Annotated in this window: 15 protein-coding genes; 11 read left to right on the forward strand and 4 right to left on the reverse strand. The window is 45.2% G+C overall.

What is annotated here, in order from left to right:
• Positions 1-33 precede the first annotated feature (33 nt).
• The 6 genes from D0C16_RS02375 to D0C16_RS02400 all read left to right on the forward strand — a co-directional run bounded on the left by D0C16_RS02375 (position 34) and on the right by D0C16_RS02400 (position 7,029).
• Complete coding sequence (locus D0C16_RS02375; RefSeq protein WP_151030847.1) at positions 34-1,611, forward strand: MFS transporter; 1,578 nt, start codon at positions 34-36, stop codon at positions 1,609-1,611.
• 241 nt (positions 1,612-1,852) lie between these two features.
• On the forward strand, positions 1,853-2,992 hold the full coding sequence (locus D0C16_RS02380) for a mandelate racemase/muconate lactonizing enzyme family protein (protein ID WP_049629442.1): 1,140 nt from the start codon (positions 1,853-1,855) through the stop codon (positions 2,990-2,992).
• A 13-nt stretch (positions 2,993-3,005) separates the two neighbouring features.
• Positions 3,006-4,025, forward strand: a complete 1,020-nt coding sequence (locus tag D0C16_RS02385; protein ID WP_151030848.1) for a zinc-binding dehydrogenase — start codon at positions 3,006-3,008, stop codon at positions 4,023-4,025.
• Positions 4,026-4,033: 8 nt separating this feature from the next.
• A complete protein-coding gene (locus D0C16_RS02390; protein WP_049629444.1) occupies positions 4,034-4,798 on the forward strand; it encodes an SDR family oxidoreductase in 765 nt (254 codons plus the stop codon).
• Positions 4,799-4,803: 5 nt separating this feature from the next.
• Positions 4,804-6,249, forward strand: a complete 1,446-nt coding sequence (aldA, locus tag D0C16_RS02395; protein WP_151030849.1) for an aldehyde dehydrogenase — start codon at positions 4,804-4,806, stop codon at positions 6,247-6,249.
• A gap of 171 nt (positions 6,250-6,420) precedes the next feature.
• On the forward strand, positions 6,421-7,029 hold the full coding sequence (locus tag D0C16_RS02400) for a GntR family transcriptional regulator (RefSeq protein ID WP_151030850.1): 609 nt from the start codon (positions 6,421-6,423) through the stop codon (positions 7,027-7,029).
• A 222-nt stretch (positions 7,030-7,251) separates the two neighbouring features.
• Here the strand turns inward: D0C16_RS02400 and D0C16_RS02405 are convergent, their stop codons facing one another.
• Positions 7,252-9,564, reverse strand: coding sequence for a beta-galactosidase (locus D0C16_RS02405; RefSeq protein WP_151030851.1), 2,313 nt, complete (start codon positions 9,562-9,564; stop codon positions 7,252-7,254).
• A gap of 199 nt (positions 9,565-9,763) precedes the next feature.
• Between D0C16_RS02405 and D0C16_RS02410 the strand changes: the two genes are divergently transcribed.
• The 5 genes from D0C16_RS02410 to D0C16_RS02430 all read left to right on the forward strand — a co-directional run bounded on the left by D0C16_RS02410 (position 9,764) and on the right by D0C16_RS02430 (position 14,584).
• Positions 9,764-10,432 carry a GntR family transcriptional regulator gene (locus D0C16_RS02410; RefSeq protein ID WP_151030852.1) on the forward strand — a complete coding sequence of 223 codons (669 nt, stop codon included), beginning with the start codon at positions 9,764-9,766 and terminating at the stop codon, positions 10,430-10,432.
• Between the two features lie 13 nt (positions 10,433-10,445).
• Positions 10,446-11,600 (forward strand): mandelate racemase/muconate lactonizing enzyme family protein, encoded by a 1,155-nt coding sequence (locus D0C16_RS02415; protein ID WP_151030853.1) that lies wholly within the window; start codon positions 10,446-10,448, stop codon positions 11,598-11,600.
• An 80-nt stretch (positions 11,601-11,680) separates the two neighbouring features.
• A complete protein-coding gene (locus tag D0C16_RS02420) occupies positions 11,681-12,868 on the forward strand; it encodes an MFS transporter (RefSeq protein WP_255481986.1) in 1,188 nt (395 codons plus the stop codon).
• A 1-nt stretch (position 12,869) separates the two neighbouring features.
• A complete protein-coding gene (locus D0C16_RS02425; protein ID WP_151030855.1) occupies positions 12,870-13,874 on the forward strand; it encodes a sugar kinase in 1,005 nt (334 codons plus the stop codon).
• A gap of 74 nt (positions 13,875-13,948) precedes the next feature.
• Entirely contained in the window at positions 13,949-14,584 is a 636-nt protein-coding gene (locus D0C16_RS02430; RefSeq protein ID WP_151030856.1) for a bifunctional 4-hydroxy-2-oxoglutarate aldolase/2-dehydro-3-deoxy-phosphogluconate aldolase, read from the forward strand.
• Here the strand turns inward: D0C16_RS02430 and D0C16_RS02435 are convergent.
• Genes D0C16_RS02435 through D0C16_RS02445 form a run of 3 tightly spaced genes read right to left on the reverse strand, consistent with a single transcriptional unit; the run spans position 14,576 to position 17,961 of the window.
• Entirely contained in the window at positions 14,576-15,622 is a 1,047-nt protein-coding gene (locus D0C16_RS02435) for an SMP-30/gluconolactonase/LRE family protein (protein WP_225318879.1), read from the reverse strand. The genes D0C16_RS02430 and D0C16_RS02435 overlap by 9 nt on opposite strands.
• The gene (locus tag D0C16_RS02440) at positions 15,609-16,370 is read right to left on the reverse strand and encodes a SapC family protein (RefSeq protein WP_151030857.1); all 762 of its coding nucleotides are present in this window, start codon (positions 16,368-16,370) and stop codon (positions 15,609-15,611) included. Before D0C16_RS02440 ends, D0C16_RS02435 begins: the two co-directional genes overlap by 14 nt.
• Before the next feature lie 37 nt (positions 16,371-16,407).
• Positions 16,408-17,961 carry a tryptophan halogenase family protein gene (locus D0C16_RS02445; protein ID WP_151030858.1) on the reverse strand — a complete coding sequence of 518 codons (1,554 nt, stop codon included), beginning with the start codon at positions 17,959-17,961 and terminating at the stop codon, positions 16,408-16,410.
• Between the last annotated feature and the right edge of the window lie 16 nt (positions 17,962-17,977).

The raw sequence follows: 17,977 nt of genomic DNA on the forward strand, positions 1-17,977 counted from the left end.
GTTCAAATAATAACTATTGAGTGGTAATTAGATATGCAGAGAGCAAATAGAAACGCATTTTTCTTTTCCTTTATTGTGGCTCTGGGTGGATTTGTATTTGGCCTGGATATAGCCCTGATCTCCGGCACCATTAAATACATTATTGCTGAATTTAGTTTAACGGCCTTTCAAGTGGGTGCCATTGTCGGTGGTGCTACGGGGTTGGGGTCAATTGTTGCGTTGCTATGCGCGGGTTATTTTTGTGAGCGCTTTGGGCGGAAAAACACCTTATTAGTCATTGCTGCGTTGTATTTAATTTCCGCGTTGGGGTCGGCATTTGCCGTTAGTTTTGAGACGCTTTTTGCTGCGCGCTTTTTGGGCGGTTTAGCTTTTGCGTCGCTCACGCTGGCATCAATGTACATTGGTGAGATTGCCCCGCCAGACTTGCGTGGCAAGTTGGTGGGACTGAATCAAATGAATATTGTGGTGGGGATTTTTATCGCGCAGCTATTAAATTTCTACATAGTGACCGTAATTAGTTCGCAGCCCGCTTGGGCAAATTGGATTGGTTTAACCGAGTTAACCAGTTGGCGTTGGATGTTAGGGTTAGAAATTTTGCCTGCGTTGGTCTGGTTTTTATTGCTCTTTTTTATTCCGGAGAGCCCGCGTTGGCTGGTGATGAATGGTAAGAAGCATAAAGCGGAAGCGGTAATTGCCAAAATTGCACCTGCTGACATGGTTGCCCAGCAATTTAATCAGATTTGTGACAACTTAAAAGGTGCTGAGCATTCGCTGAGTGTAAGTGAGCAGTTGGGTTTGTTGTTTAAATCCAGGTTGCGTATCGCGCTTTTTATTGGTGCTGGTGCGGCCATGCTGCAATCTTTATGCGGTATGAATGCTGTTTTAGGTTATATGCCATTTATTTTTTCGCAGGTAGGCGGTGGCGATGCAAGCGCCTTTCAGCAAACCGTTTGGGTTGGTGCTATAGGGTTATTTTTTACCTTCCTGGCGCTGGTGATGATTGATCGCATGGGGCGCCGTCCTATTTTGCTCTGGGGTTCGGTCTGGGCTGCTGTGAGCATGGGTGTGGTGACTTATTGTTTTGCGGGAGCGACTTATATGTTGAGCGCAGAATCTGTCGCAGCCTTCGCTGATCGGATTGATACGTCACTATTGGCCCCTATGCTTGGGGTTGAGTACGCCAGTGATCTGGAATTTAAACGGGCATTGGTGACTCATTTGGGATCGGCAGCGCTGGGTTCACTGCAGGTTGATTTGCTCAATACTGCTGCGCATATGCAGGGCGTGTTGGTGTTTATTGGATTAATTAGTTTTGTGGCGGCATTTAACTTTTCCTTAGGCCCAGTCATGTGGATTTTGTTTTCCGAAATATTTCCTACGCGCATCAGGGGTGTTGCTATTCCTGCTTGTGCGCTGGTCTGTACACTCTTTGGTGGCGTATTGGTGCCTACATTGTTCCCGTGGCAGATAGAGGTTCAGGGTGTTGCGGTCACATTTTTGATCTATACCTGCCTTTGCGTGTTGGGTGCTATTTTTGTTCTAAAAATGGTGCCGGAAACCAAAGGGAAAAGTTTGGAGGAAATCGAGAGTCAACTTGTCGCCGTCAAATAAAACCCTGGTTATTGATCGCCGCTGTTTTATCTCTTCTGTTTAGTCTCTTAGCGCTCGCCAGATGTAGGCAAAAAGTGCCGCCATCTGGCCGTATTGGTAAGTATTACCTCGCGCTTTAGTGCTTTTTTATCGTTATTGCATTTCCGTATCCCACTTTTGAAATTATCAGACTTTTCTCCTTTACAAGTGTCTATCCTGAGTGTAGATTGTTAACAATAAACAAATGCATCGGGATAGGTCTATGCTAAATACAATTTCTTGCGTGAGTCACAACGAACTCTCAGCAACACATATCAAAGCCGTCAAAGTTGAATACTACCAAGTGCCATTGGCCGAGGTGTTATCCGATGCAAAACACGGCGACCACACCTGTTTTGAATTGTTGGTGTGTCGTATCTATTGCCAGGATGGCACTGAAGGTGTTGGTTACACCTATACCGGAGGTAAGGGGGGGCGAGCTATTTATTCACTTTTGGATGATGAACTCAAACCAATACTGATTGGCCGCAATGCATCGGATATTCATGCAATTTGGGAAGATTTAGGCTGGCACCTGCACTATGTGGGGCGTGGTGGTTTGGTTAGTTTTGCTATTTCTGCGGTCGATATCGCCCTGTGGGATATTCGTTGCAAGCGTCTGAATTTGCCGTTGTGGAAATTGGCGGGTGCCGCTAGTAATAAAACCCGCTGTTATGCGGGCGGTATTGATTTGAATTTCACCGAACAGAAACTATTGAAGAATATTGATAGTTATTTGAATCGCGGTTTTAACGCGGTAAAAATTAAAGTCGGTAAAGATAACTACAAAGAAGATGTTGCTCGCGTTGCTGCAGTGCGCGAGTTAATTGGTAAACACACCACCTTTATGGTTGATGCCAATTATTCAATGACCGTTGAAAAAGCTATCCGTTTTGGCCGGGCGATAGAGCAATACGATATCACCTGGTTTGAAGAGCCAACCATTCCCGATGATTATGCCGGTTATGCACGTATTGCGGACAGCATTAATATTTCATTGGCGATGGGTGAAAACCTTCATACTGTTCATGAATTTACCTACGCAATTGCACAGGCAAAATTAGGTTTTTTGCAGCCCGATGCTTCCAATATTGGTGGTATTACTGGCTGGTTGAAAGTTGCTGAATTGGCCTATGCCCATAACCTCCCTGTATGTAGTCACGGCATGCATGAGTTGCATGTTTCTCTCGTTGCTAGTCAGCCGCACGCAGGTTACCTCGAAGTTCACTCCTTCCCTATTGATGCCTATACCACTCGCCCAATCGTTATCGAGAGTGGTTTGGCTGTCGCATCAGATGAGCCGGGAACCGGTGTGACATTCGATGAAAAATTATTACGTCCACATTTAATCAAACAATCCTGAGGGGATCGAAATTATGTTAGCTGCTCAATATGTTGGTAATAAAGGCTTTCAGGTTGTTGAAGGTCAAATGATTGCTCCTGCTGCGGATGAAGTGCGTTTGCAAGTAGGGTTTGTTGGTATCTGTGGAACGGATATGCACATTTATCACGGTGTTATGGATCAGCGCGTTGCACCGCCGCAAATTATTGGCCATGAAATGTCGGGCACCATTGTTGAGATGGGGGCAAATGTAAAAGGTTTTGCCATTGGTGATCGCGTTGTTGTGCGTCCACTCGATTATTGTGGCGAGTGTCCTGCTTGTACTGCAGGTCACAGCCATGTGTGCCACAAATTAAAATTTATGGGTATCGATAGCCCAGGCGCTTTCCAAAATTCATGGACTGTAAAAGCGCGCACTTTGCACAAACTGCCTGAGAATATCGACTTAAAACAAGGTGCGTTGATTGAGCCACTTTCTGTAGCAGTGCATGATATTTCCCGCGCACGTTTAACGGCTGGTGAAAAAGCAGTTGTTATTGGTGGTGGCCCCATTGGTCAGTTGGTTGCACTGGTGGCAAAAAGTGTTGGCGCTGAGGTCATGATTTCGGAAGTGAATCAGGTGCGCAATGAATTTGCCCAGAAAAATGGTATTAAAACCGTTAATCCACTTGAGCAAGATTTGGATGCAGCGGTTAAAGAGTGGACTAATGGTAAAGGCGCAGATGTTGTGTTTGAAGTGTCTGGCGTGAAAGCGGCGATAGAAGCTATGACCAAGATTGCCTCAGTGCGCGGCCGTATTTGTATGGTGGCGATTCACTCGCAAAAGCCTGAAGTGGATCTGTTCCAATTCTTCTGGAAAGAACTTGAATTAGTGGGCGCGCGCGTTTATGAAGCGACTGACTTTGATATGGCCATTGAGTTGGTTGCATCCGGTAAAGTAAAGCTTGAACCATTCATTAGTTCGGTATCTAGCCTGAACAACATTGGCAGCGCTTTTGCGAGCATGGATAATAATCCTGCTGGTATGAAAGCCCTTGTGTCTTGCGCGGAGTAATCACGGTTATGTTGGAACAATTTAGCTTAAACGGTAAGGTCGCGTTGGTTACTGGTTGCAAGCGCGGCATTGGTAAAGCAATGGCTGTGGCTCTGGCAGAGGCAGGGGCAGATATTATTGGTGTATCTGCATCGCTGGAGTTGCAAGGCTCAGAGATTGAAAAAGCGGTAACGGCTACCGGGAAAAAATTCAGCGCTTATCAATGTGATTTTGGTAATCGCGACAGTCTTTATGCGTTTATCGAAAAAGTAAAAGCAGAGCATCCGGTGATTGATATTCTGGTCAATAATGCCGGTACAATTTTGCGCGCCCCTGCCGCTGAACACAGCGATGAGTATTGGGATCAGGTGATCAATGTGAACCTGAATTCACAATTTATTTTGAGCCGTGAAATTGGCAAAACCATGCTTGCGCGCAAAAGCGGGAAAATTATTTTCACTGCGTCATTGTTAACTTATCAAGGTGGCGTGACTGTGCCTGGCTATGCCGCGAGTAAAGGTGCTTTAGGTCAGTTGGTGATGGCGCTGTCGAATGAGTGGGCATCACAGGGTATTAATGTGAATGCCATTGCGCCCGGTTATATCTCTACCGATAACACTGAAGCTTTGCGCAATGACAAAGATCGTTCTGCGTCTATTCTTAGTCGTATTCCGCAAGGCCGCTGGGGCACGCCGGAAGACTTTAAAGGCCCGGTTGTCTTTTTGGCATCAAGTGCCTCTAACTATATGAACGGCAGCACCGTGTTGGTTGACGGCGGCTGGATGGGGAGATAAGCACCATGAAAAATGATCTCAATTTTATTAATGGCCAATATGTGCCATCAAAAGCTGCTGGGCATATTGTTGTTTACAGTCCAAGTACAGGGGCGGAAATTGGCCGCATCCCGGAAGGATGTAAAGAAGATGCACAAGATGCATTAGAAGCAGCACAGGCAGCACAAAAGCCTTGGGCTGCCCTTACGGCGCGTGCGCGTGCAACATTGCTGCGTAAATTCGCTCAGGCTATTCGCAATGAAACTGAATTGCTTGCCACCATGTTGGTGCAAGAGCAGGGCAAGTTGCTCGATGTGGCGCGCGGTGAAGTAACTGCAACGGCCACGTTTATTGAATACGCCTGCGACAATGCGCTCACTATCGAAGGCGATATTTTGCCTTCCGATAAACCCAATGAAAAAATTTATATCCACAAAGTGCCGCGCGGTGTTGTGGTGGCGATCACTGCCTGGAATTTCCCCTTGGCATTGGCTGGTCGCAAAATTGGCCCTGCATTAATAACAGGCAATACTATTGTTATTAAACCGACTCAGGAAACCCCCTTAACCACTCTGGAATTGGGCCGTATTGCCAATGATGTAGGTATTCCTGCGGGCGTGTTAAATATCGTCAATGGTTCTGGTTCGGTAGTGGGCCAGCATTTATGCGAAAGCCCTATTACTCGGTTAATTACCATGACCGGTAGTACCCGGGCCGGACAAATCATTTACAAAGCCAGTGCACAGCATTTAACCCCTGTCATGTTGGAGTTGGGCGGAAAAGCTCCCTTTATTGTGATGGAAGATGCGGATCTGGAATTGGCCGCTGAAGAGGCGCTCTGGGCGCGATTTGCCAACTGCGGACAAGTCTGTACCTGTGCCGAGCGTCTGTATGTACATGAAAAAGTATACGACGCGTTTGTTGCCAAGTTTGTACCCAAGGTGAAATCCTTGGTGCTGGGTGATCCAATGAATCCTGCAACACAAATGGGGCCTAAAGTTAATCGCCGCGAAATTGAGCAAATCGATGGGTTGGTGAAAAAAGGTTTGGCGCAAGGGGCGGAACTGGCCTGTGGTGGTAAGCCTGCGGTAGTGCCCGGTTTTGAGCAGGGCAATTGGTATGAACCTACGGTACTGGTCAACGTGAAACAAGATAATATTTTGGTTCACGAAGAGACCTTTGGTCCCATATTACCAATCGTGAAAATTAGCAGTATCGATGAAGCCATTGCTTATACCAACGACAGTGAATATGGTCTTTCAGCCTATTTATTTACTCAAAGCCTTAACTATATTCATCGCTCTATCGCAGAGATGGAAGTGGGTGAGGTTTATGTCAATCGCGGTATTGGCGAGCAGCATCAAGGTTTCCATAATGGTTGGAAGATGAGCGGCGCTGGCGGCGAAGATGGCAAGTATGGTTTGGAACAATATTTGGAAAAGAAAACAGTTTATTTAAGTGAGAAATACTAGTCGTTAATCTGCCGTTTTATACTGGCCGGGCTCAATGGGTGGGTGTGCTTTTTGGAAACAAATAGTCACATCTACCCATTGTTATTTGCAGAGATTATTGTCTAATGTCTGCAAATAGCTTAGCCTTATATCACTATCCAATAAGGCTATTTGCGAAAGGTCATCCAGAACATGAAAGAATCAAAAAAAATCATTCCCGTTCGGGATCAAATTGCTGATCAAATCAGATCAGACATTATTGCGGGCGATATGCCGCCCAATGCCAAATTAAATGAAGTGGCTTTGGCTGAGCGCTTTGGCGTCTCGCGTGGCCCGGTTCGCGATGTATTGCTGCAACTCACTAAAGAAGGCTTGTTGGTAGCCAAAAACAATTGCGGCGTTTCGGTGAACAGCGTTCTGTCTCCAGAGCTACAAGAGTTGATGATCGATATCCGCACCAAGATTGAACTTCATGCAGTTAAAACGTTGAAAGGTAAACTGCAAGAGGCTGATTTTGCCGAAATAGATGCGATTTTGGATCGTCTCCAAAATGCATTTGATGACGAAGATTACACCGAAGTGACAAAGGCCGACATGGACTTCCATCGCTATTTGGTGATGAAGGCCGGTGGCGAAGAGTTGGTTAACCTGTGGCAGCCCATCATTTTGCGTATGCGCATGAACTACAAACGTATCACCAAGCCAGTGGATTGCGTTAATGAGCATAGAGCGATAAGTGATGCACTGCGTAAAGACAATATTCGCGAAGCCACGGCTGCGCTCAAAGCAAATATTCGCTAAGTTAAACTAGCTAATAAATTAAAAACTACCTGAGCTTAAATTGCCTCTTACCTGATAACAGGTGGCAATTTGAGCTCAGGTTTTTTTTGGTTTGTTTAAGCGTTTAGTTGAATATTGCCGATGACCGCTGGTCATAAAACGCCAGACTCACAACTTGCTCAAGTTCGATTATTGAGTCAGTCGTGGGTCTGGCGTTTTTATTACCGTAAGGATTTCCAGTAATTATTGGATGGGAGGAATTTTACTGCGGCGCTGATAGAGCGATTTATTCACTCGCTTGGCTGCATCTACCATGGGTTGATAGGGGATGTCGGTATTACTTACCCAGCCTACGTTGTAGTTTTCACCATCGTAGGCGCGGCCGGTAACTGGGTCATCCACATATTGAAACCAATGCGCGCCCACCATATAAGGGTTATCGATTACGCTATTCATGTAGTTTTCATACATTTTTGCGCGGTCGGTTTGGTCGGCGGCAATAACTAAACCGGGGTGATAGAAATCTGTATCCGACGTTGAGCCTATGTGGTATTCGCCGATGATGGTGGGGAAATCCAAGTCTTTCAGAAATGCCCAAGTATCCGGGTGCATGCCTTCGCGATAATTATTAAAGCTCAATACATCGCTGTATTTTTTTGCGGCGGTGACCACTTCAACCGGCATGCCCCATTCGGCGGCGATTCTTACGCCCATGTACATATGGTTGGGCAGGGCGTCTTTAATTTCGCTGCTGACAATACGGAAATACGTTTCTGCATAGTCGGCGTAGAGCATAGAAAAATCTGCGCGAGAAGCATCATTCAACTTGTCCATAGTGATGCCAGTTGCAAAGCTGGACCATGAATCAATCTTTGTTCCCCAGGCTTGGTTAAGCGTCGCTATATCGCCGTATTTTTTAGTGAGTAATTGGGTGAACTGTTTTTTAGCTGGGCTTTCATCGGCAGTTCTGCTGAGTGCGTAATAGACAGCGCCGAAGTGAGCGCGGTCATTTTTCATTGATCCCCAGCCTTTTTCATTATCAACAAATACACCAACACACCAGGGAGTGTTTTTTACTTCGCGACCGATTTGTTTGATGGTCAAATGTGCGCGACGTTTAAATTCAGGATCATAAACATCGGGTAGTGGTGACCAATAATCTTGCCCGGAATAGATCACTTTAAAGTCGCCGATAATCCAACCGTTGGCAAAAAATGGCATGCGTTGGTTGTCGTAAAACATGGGGTCAATCCAATTACCAAATGAGGTGAAGCCCCAATCCACCATGCGATCCAAAGTGACATCGCGCCAGGTTTTTATGTAGGAATTGGGTGAGCTTTGGCCGTAGCGGCGCTCCAGATTGGCTTTGTAAAAACTGTAGACTTCACCCTGTTCCAATACTCCTTGGTGCACTGTGCGCCGGTAACCATAGTGTTCGCCAAGCTCGTGATCGTAGGGGGGCAGCCATTCAAACATTTCGCGGCGCAAGGGCGATGCAAGAAAGCGGGAATTTAACGATTTTTTGCCGACTGGAATAATATCGCGCGAGTCTTCCGGGGTTAATTCTTCAGGATCTATTTTGCGCACGCTGGCATCGTTGAAATCATAACCGGTGATGGTTTCCAAATTGGCCATACGCACATTGGCGATAGCGCTGGAAAAAAACAAATAGCCTTCCGGGTCTACCATCCACCAGCGGCCATCCACTTTTGCAGTGCGGAAATAGCCTGTGCCTTCCAATTTAGGGCCTTTGCTCCAGCCACCAAAACGCGATCTGTCTTCCGGTTGTTTGGCATTGGCCAAACTGGCTAACTCGGCGTCTGCCGCTGCTTTTAATTGTTTTTCTGAATGAATTTTAGTGGGGTAATTTTTTTTGGCGGCTTGGCCAAATTTATCGACTATCCCCACCAGATATTCCGGATCTTGGGCGGGATTAACACGCAGCTCAAGGTTGTCCACAATTAGGGTGTTAGTTTCAAATTGGGCGTAAGCTTTGAAAATAATTTTAGTGACTTGAGTGAAATCAAAATCGCGATCGCCTGAGCGCCAGGCTAACTTTTCTTCGCTGGTTTGCCATGCTGGTGGGGTTTCGCGCATACCGGTCTGTGCATTGGCAACACGCCCGGTTAAAGGGGCATAAAAACGAGCTGATTGACCTGCATCAATCACTGCGCTGCGCTCTTGTTTGCGGCCTTTTGCATCCATTAATGTCAGCCAAAATTGAAACGATTGACTGCCTGGATTGGTAACATCCAGTGCCAGATTTAAATCACCTGCGTATTCCCAATTCCAATAACCTTGCGCGGGAGTAGGTAGCTCAATTGTGGATTCCTCGCGCGGCTCGAATACCAGTTTTAATGCCTTGCCATATTTTTTCTCTTGCCCCTCTATCAAGCTTGCCTTGACGTTATTTTCCACAGCTTTATTCAGCGAAAAACTATCAAAGTTTTCAACGCTGCCAATTGGGGAATCTTGATTGGCGGCGCAGCTGAGTGACAACCCCGCCAGAGTGCCAGCAAGTATCTGCTTGATTAAATGTAGTTGATTTTTTTTCATTTTTATCTCCTCTTTTGGGTTGGTAGTGGCTCGCGTGATCTTTCAGAGAGTTGGATTCTTCTTAGTTAATGGTAATGATGTCAACAATTTACAATGTAAGGTTTTGTAAGTTGCGCTAATTTATCGGACAACCTAAAGAACTCTTGATTATTTAAGATTGTATACAATATTATGTTAATTGTATGCAATATGGGGCGCAATGATGGCGTTGGTAGATACGGAATTGGCTTTTTCGGTGCTCCTGGGGCGGGAGCAGGGGCTGGTAGAGCAAATATTGGCAGATATTGCCCTGGGAACTTTTGTAAGTGGTAATCGCTTGGTTACGGCTCAATTGGCCGAGCGCTATGGAACCGGCGTAAACCCTGTGCGCGAAGCCCTTAAGCAGCTAGAAGGTGAAGGGTTTGTGACCTCGCAAAAAAATAGTGGTGCGCGTGTGGCAAGTTTTGAATACACCAGCATGCGTGATCTATTTGAGATTCTGCAATTGCTTGAACCGTATTTTATGGCTTGGTTTGTGGATCATTACAGCGATGAAAATGTGGCACAGCTAGATCAATTATTGCAGCAAATGCGTGGTTTAACGGCTAATGACCGGGTGGGATTTTTGCATTTAGACAATTTGTTTCATTGGGAAATGTATCGCCATCACTACAACAAAAGTGCACTAAAGATTTGGAAAACAAAACGACTAATGCTGCTTGCGATGCATGGAAATTTAGCGGTCAGTCGTACGCGTATTGAGCATTCAATTGGTGAGCACCAGCAGATAATTGACGCACTGCGTGCGGGCAAGGGGGCGCAATCAGTGCAGGCATTAGCGTTGCATTTATCTTCCAGTGAAGATTACTGGTCAAAATTAATTCGTTAATACAGAGCAAAGAATGAATATAGTGGATATTAAAACCTATGCTTTTTGGCTGGGGTTTCGCAACGTCTGTTTGGTTAAAGTGGAGACCGATGAGGGTATCTATGGCTGGGGCGAGTCAGGCTTATCAGGGCGTGAAAAAGCGGTAATAGGCGCTATTGAACATTTTAAACAATTTCTGATTGGTCGCTCGGCATTAGATATAGGTGCACTGTGGCAAGAGTTGTATCGGAGCCATTATTTTGAAGGTGGGCGAGTATTGGCTGCTGCAATTTCTGCCCTGGATATTGCTCTGCACGATGCCTGCGGAAAATATTTGAAGGTGCCTGTATATCAGTTGCTGGGTGGCAAGCAGCGCAACAGCATTCCGCTGTTTGTTACTTCTACCTTGGATTTTGGCCCCGCTTTTGTTGACCATCTACTGCAATTACAAAGTGATGGTTGGCAAACCATTCGGGCGACTACCGGTGAGCATGGTGTAAGTCATAGGCCGACTGTATTTGACGTGCGTAAATCGATTGCTAAATCATCTCATTGGCTCACGCAGGCACGCGAAGCTTTGGGGAGTGAAATAATGTTAGGGGTGGATTATCACCACCGTTTGAGCGTGGCCGAAGCGGCTTCTTTTTGTCAGCGGATGCCAGCCGGCACTTTGGATTTTATTGAAGAACCTATTCGCGATGAATCCCCTGCGGCCTATCAAGCGTTGCGCACTATGGTAGATGTACCCTTTGCTATTGGTGAAGAATTCACCAGCAAGTGGGATTTTTCTCGCTATTTGGAGCCGCTGTTAACCCAGTTTGCTCGCGTAGATATTTGTAATGCGGGTGGTTTTACTGAGGCGATGAAAATTACCGCGTTATGTGAAGCAAAATATGTGGACATGATGCCACACAATCCACTTAGCCCTATTTGTACGGCTGCCTCCATTCATTATTGTGCCGCTATTTCCAATCTCGCGAGTTTGGAATTGTCGCCTTACGACGGTGACATGTCTGAATTCGATCGAATTTTTACTCATCGCCCATTAGTGGAAGCTAATGGCTTCAGTATTCCCGCCGATCCTGGGTTGGGTGTAGATGTAAATGAGCAGTTGATCAAAAATCTTCCCTTCAAATATTGGGAGCCGCCGCGACTTATAAAGCCGGACGGCTCCTATACCAATTGGTGAATAAAATAATGCAAAAAAATGCACCTGCAAGTAAAAGTGGAATTTTGATTCTGCTGTTTTTAACAGTAGTTATAAATTACATGGACAGAACCAATATATCGGTTGCTGCCAATGCTATTGCGCAAGATCTTGAATTAACTAAGGTGCAAATGGGAGTTATTTTCTCGGCATTTGGTTGGACTTATTCAATTATGCAAATTCCTGGTGGATTATTGGTTGATGCACTGCGCATTCGAATTTTATATCCCATTATTTTGGTTGCCTGGTCATTAGCGACTTTAGTTCAAGGTGTTGTAAGTAGTTTTGCCACTTTGGTGGGGTGCCGTATGGCGATTGGTTTATTTGAGTCGCCATCCTATCCCGCCAATAACAAAATTGTGACGCAATGGTTCGCAGAGCAAGAGCGTGCTGGCGCTATTGCTGTTTATACCTCAGGTCAATTTATTGGGCTGGCATTTTTAATGCCTGTATTAGCGTTCATTCAAGATTTATTTGGCTGGCGTGGGTTATTTATTGTTTCAGGCTTAATCGGAATTGTTTGGGCACTGGTATGGCGCTACTTTTATCGTGACAAAATAATTCAGTCTCCCGCTGCAGTCATACCATCACCGGCTACAACAAAAAAAGAACCCATCGAAATTCCTTGGGGCAATATCAAATTAGCTTTCTCCAATCGTAAACTTTGGGGGATTTATATTGGTCAGTTCTGTTTGGGTGGAACCTTAATTTTTTTTCTAACCTGGTTTCCTACCTATTTAGCCGAATATCGTGGCTTGAGTGATTTAAAAACTGGAATTTATGCGTCTATTCCGTTTTTATTTGCTTTTTGCGGCGTTCTGTTTGCTGGGTTTTTGTCAGACTATTTGGTGCGGCGTGGTGTTTCTACTGAGGTTTCAAGAAAGGCGCCTATTATTCTTGGCTTTATATTATCTGCCGGTGTTATTGGTGCAAATTATGTCGATAGTATTGCCTGGGCAACTTTTTTCCTGTCAATCGCTTTTTTTGGTAATGGATTAACCTCTATCGCCTGGGTTTTTGTGTCACTGCTTGCCCCGCAAAAAATGGTGGGGTTAGTCGGTGGATGCTTCAATTTTATTGGTGGACTTTCAGCCGTTATGGTGCCGATTGCAATTGGTTATTTGGTACAAGATGGTGACTTTAAGCCTGCGCTATTATTGATTACCGGTTTGGCATTGGCAGGCTTATTTTCCTATGTTTTTTTGGTGGGAAAAATTGTTCCCATATCAGCCGATAATCTGGAGAAATAAATTGAGCATTACATTTTTTGGTGAGCTTATGTTGCGTTTAACCCCAGCGCAACCACAGCAGCGGCTCATGGTGGCACAGCAATTGTCGGTAGATTTTGCAGGGGCTGAGGCGAATGTTGCGGCCGCCTTGGCGCGGTTAGGTGTGGCGACGGATTTCATTACGAAATTGCCAGACAACCTAATTGCGGAACAGGCTATTGCCAGTCTCCATCGCTGCGGTATAGCTACGAATAATGTCTTGTTCGGTGGAGAGCGCATGGGGACCTATTTTATCGAATTGGGTGCTTCGCTTCGTCCAACGCGAGTGATTTATGATCGCAAATATTCCGCTATTTCAACTATCGTTGAAAATGAATTTAATTGGAATGAAATATTACAGGGTAAACAGCGATTGCATTTGAGTGGCATAACGCCAGCACTTTCAGAGCAATGTGCACTGGAGACAATCAAAGCTGCAAAAATTGCACATGGCATGGGGGTCAGGGTAAGTTTTGATCTCAATTTCAGACGCAGTCTTTGGCCAGAACCGGCATTTGCCAAGCACTATTTTAAACAAATTATGCAGTATTGCGATTTGGTATTTGCCAATGCAGGTGTTATCAGTGATGTATTTGGATATCATTTTTTTAATTCTGATGCACTTGCAGAAGCTCAGGCTGTGGCTGAATTTTTAGGTGATGAATTTAATGTAGATGCCGCCGTTACTAGCCGTATTCATCACAGCGCTTCAGTTAATTCGCTCACTTCACTGTTAAGGAAAAATGCCGACTCGTTTAAGAGTACCGAGTTGCGGGTAGATATCCTTGATCGATTAGGTACAGGGGATGCATTCGCCGCAGGAGTTTTATACGGCTATCAGCAAGCCTGGTCAGCGCAACAAACTATTGATTTTGCCAATGCCGCCTTTGCGCTGGCGCACAATTGTTATGGCGATCAGGCTTGGATGAGCGAGACAGAAATTAATGAGGTGGCGCGGGGTAATACTGCTGGTTATGTGGTGCGTTAATTCGTGTTTTGTTGAGCGCAAGTAATAGATGCAGCCAAAGTTTAAGGCTGCTGGATTAATAGTGGAATACATCGATGAAGTTTGAACGAGTCAACAAGTTACTTGCCGAAAAGCTAATTGTCATTTTACGAGTAAAACACTCAGAAGATATTATTCCCATTGTGCAATGTTTGGCGGCTGCGGGAATAAAGGTATTAGAGGTGACTGCCAATACGCCCAACTTTTGTGCGGCGATTAGTCTTATTCGTGGCGAGTTTCCTGAGGTTTTGGTAGGGGCGGGTACTATTACCAATGTGTCGCTTGCGCAGCAAGCGATGGCGGCAGGCGCCCAATTTTTAGTGACGCCGAATACCAGTTCCGCGGTTGTAAAGGTTGCTCATGAGCAAGAAGTTCCAGTTGTGATGGGAGCATTCACACCAACGGAAATTGTGGCTGCAATTGAGGCGCAAGCTGATATTGTAAAATTATTCCCGGCTGAGCCAATGGGCCCTGATTATTTAAAATCTCTGGCTTTTGGACCATTTAACAACACAATTTTTTTTCCGGTCGGTGGTATTAATGAACTCAATGTCGAACGCTGGGCGAATTCAGGTGCTAAAGGAATCGGTGTGGGTGGGAGTTTGGCTGCGCCGGTGCGTACACCAGAAGAAGCGCAGCGCTTGGTTGAGCGGTTAAAAATACTAATAGAAAAAGTTGCAACATTATTTTAATGACAGGCTCATTAAGGTGTCGTGGGCGGTAATAAACAAAGTTTTTTCATCGCTGGAAAGTGTGCAATTGGCGGTGAGTTTTTCAGTGTAAATTTTAGCGAGCACTTCACCCGCCGGAGAAAAGATCCACACACCACCGGGGCCTGTCGCAAATAAAACGCCGGATGAATGTGTCGCCATTCCATCAGGTACACCTTGGTGTTCGATGTTATTTTTAAATTTGGTCGCATCATAAAAAACACGTTTATTCGATGTGTTTCCTTGCTCATCAAGGTCATAGGCCAACCAATGGGGATGTTCTGGATCTGACACGCCGATGTATAGCGTTTTCTGATCTATTGAGAGGCCTATACCGTTAGGGGACTTTACTTGATCATCCAGCAGTACGCTTTCCCCTGAGGGTGTTACTTTATAAATACCTTGAAATGCAATGGCTCTACGCTTGTCAGTCATGCCACCTGCCAAGCCGTAGGGAGGGTCAGTAAAGTATAAATTTCCGCTGCGACTGAGCACGGCATCGTTAGGGCTGTTGAGTCTTTTTCCTTTGAACTCGCTGGCAACATTTTTGTATTGTGGCGCAGGGCGGTTTAACGGGGCGATCATAAGTGCAATGCGTCGGTCGCCTTGCTGCAACAAAATCAATTCATTGTTGTTATTGAGTAATAATCCATTGGAACCACCGTTATCATCATCGGGAAAGAGTGCAGTTGCACCAGCGGGCTCTAAATAAAGGCGAGTTCCTATGCCGGGTTGATATTGCATAATGCGGTTGTTGGGAATATCTGAGAATAGCAATGCTTGCAATTCATCAACCCATAACGGCCCTTCAGTCCAGCGAAATCCATCGGCACGAATAAAGATTTTTTTCGTTGGGTCGATCAGCTGCAAAGCACGAGGATCAATAATCTCAATGGATCCTATCGCTTGGTTGAGTTCTGGCGCTAAGTGGCCTTCACTTTTATCCCATTTGTTTGTCGTGCAAGCAGCAATAGTGCAGGTCATAAAGAAAAGTATTGCAATTACATTAAGCTGTTTCATGTGTTGATCCTTGCAGGCGATTGTTTTTAAAATCAATTAGACGTTGTAATTGCTGTAAGGATTGGATAATAAATTTTATGGGAGCCAAAAAATGTTGCTCTTGTAACCGGTTTATTTCCACTTCACTTAAACTATTCAATCTATCGGTGTTGATGGTATAGATACCTTCGTAACTAAAACTTGACCCGTCATTAAGCGCGATGTTAATGCGCGCCGATTCCAGCAACTGATGGTTTAATAGCTGTGCAATAAATACTTTTGTCATGGTTTCACTGGGTGTTAATTGACTCAGTAATTCATTGATGGAATTTAAATAAGCGGTGGGTGTTCCGTCGCTATTAAAAAGCGACTCTCCTTGTGTGTGGCTAATACGTTTGCTCTGAGTGTTGATGCTAATAAAACCACTGTCGTGTTCTGTGTTGGGTGCTTGGGTATTCTCAGTAGCATGGCGACGCCCAACAATAAATGGCTGACGTTGGATATGGAGCGGAATATAATTGGCGTTCCATTGGTGTTGATCTAAATAAAGATTCTCTTCAGGCGCAAAACCTAATAGGGCATATAGATTAAACTGACCTGTGTCTGGGTCTTTCATAAAACATATCGGGTATTCATGGGCTAATTTTTTTAGCTCATGGATCAATACCGGAACGTTATTAATATTTTCACCGTATTCTGCACCATGCTCAGTAATCACTTTCAGTTGCGTGTGTATTTGGTGATTCAGTATTTCAATAGAAGTGCTCATATGTTCTCGCTATCGTAATTGGATAATAAAGTCCAAATTAAACGGGCTGTAATCCATATTCTTTAATTTTGTTAATAAGTTCTCTGTTGCTGGGAAGTTGGCTTTTGAGTTGTTGCGCCAACGTTGCATTTTTGTTGAATAACACTTGCGCTAATTGTTGATTGTGTTGCGACATACCTAGAGTGCTGGCTTCTGTTGTGTAGCCCATTCCGTACAGTAAATATTGATAGCTGGCAGCGGGGAATACCTCAGCCGCGCGATCAAAATCCATATGCCAAGGCGGTTGGTAGCGCCACAAAGTCATTAACTCTTGCAAGCTTTCTGGAATGCTACTTAAGCGTCGATTGTCTCTCCAAAAATCACTGTCGTCGCGTTTGCTAAGGGTGTAATGCAATTTCAAAAAATCAATAATGCGTTGCCAGCGATATAAAAAAGTTTCATTAAATCGTTTTGCGATGATGTCCATCGCGGGGCGTGTTGCTGGTAGTTGGTCGGCAATCATCGCGGCTGATATTTCAATCAATACCAATGCCGATGCCTCCAGCGGTTCAAGAAACCCTGCGGATAACCCTACAGCGACACAATTTTTTTCCCAAAACTTTGCTCTGTGCCCTGGTGTTATAGGAATTTTTCGCACAGAAATTTGCTCGGTGTTGGAGGAGTGTTGTCTGAGGTATTGGTGCAGTTTTTCTTCGGCTTGCTCTGTGCTGGTGTGCGCGCTGGAAAATACGTGGCCTATACCGTGTCTGCTTGGCAGGCCAATATCCCAAATCCATCCGGAATCCTGCGCGGTAGAAATGGTGTGCGAGGCGATAGGGCTGTTGTCATTTTCATAGGGCAGGTGGACTGCCAAGGCTGTGTCGATAAAAAGTACATCTTTACAGGATATAAACGGCACTTTGTAGTGTTTGCCAAGCAACAGCGAATTAAATCCACTGCAGTCTATAAATAAATCGCCTGCAATATCGCCCTGTGTATCGGTAGCAATTGAGGTGATATCGCCATTGTCGGCGGCATTAACATGAATAACATCGGCTAATAAATGGGTGACACCAAGGTTGGTAGTGCAATGCTTTTTTAAAAATTCGGCAAATGCACCGGCATCCAAATGGTAGGCATAGTTTGCAACAGCGGCATATTCCGGTGTGGTAATTAATTTCGGCGCTAAGCCCGCTTCACAAAGGGTTTCTTGTACGCAGACGGCGTTGGAGAAAGATTGGTTGTGTGGATTAGCTAACCAGTGGGGCGCAAGATTAATCTCGGAAAAGCCTTGCGGTAAAACTAAAGGGTGATAATAAAAATCGTCTTTTTGGCCAGTGCACCAATGCACAAATTTTGCTCCCTGTTTAAAGGACACATTACATTCACGCAGAAAATCTGTTTCACGCACGCCCATTTTTTTTAAGGTGTTACGCATGGTGGGCCAGGTTCCTTCACCGACGCCAATGATGGGTGTTTTGGGTGATTCTACGAGGCTAATTTGTATGCCTTCGCTATGCTGGCTGCGTATTTTGGCTGCGAGCGTGCCTGCGGTAATCCAACCGGCTGCACCACCGCCAACAATGACAATGGATTTTATTGCTTTTGTCATATTTGCACCGCCGTTT

The sequence above is a fragment of the Cellvibrio sp. KY-GH-1 genome (assembly GCF_008806975.1).
Classification (GTDB): domain Bacteria; phylum Pseudomonadota; class Gammaproteobacteria; order Pseudomonadales; family Cellvibrionaceae; genus Cellvibrio.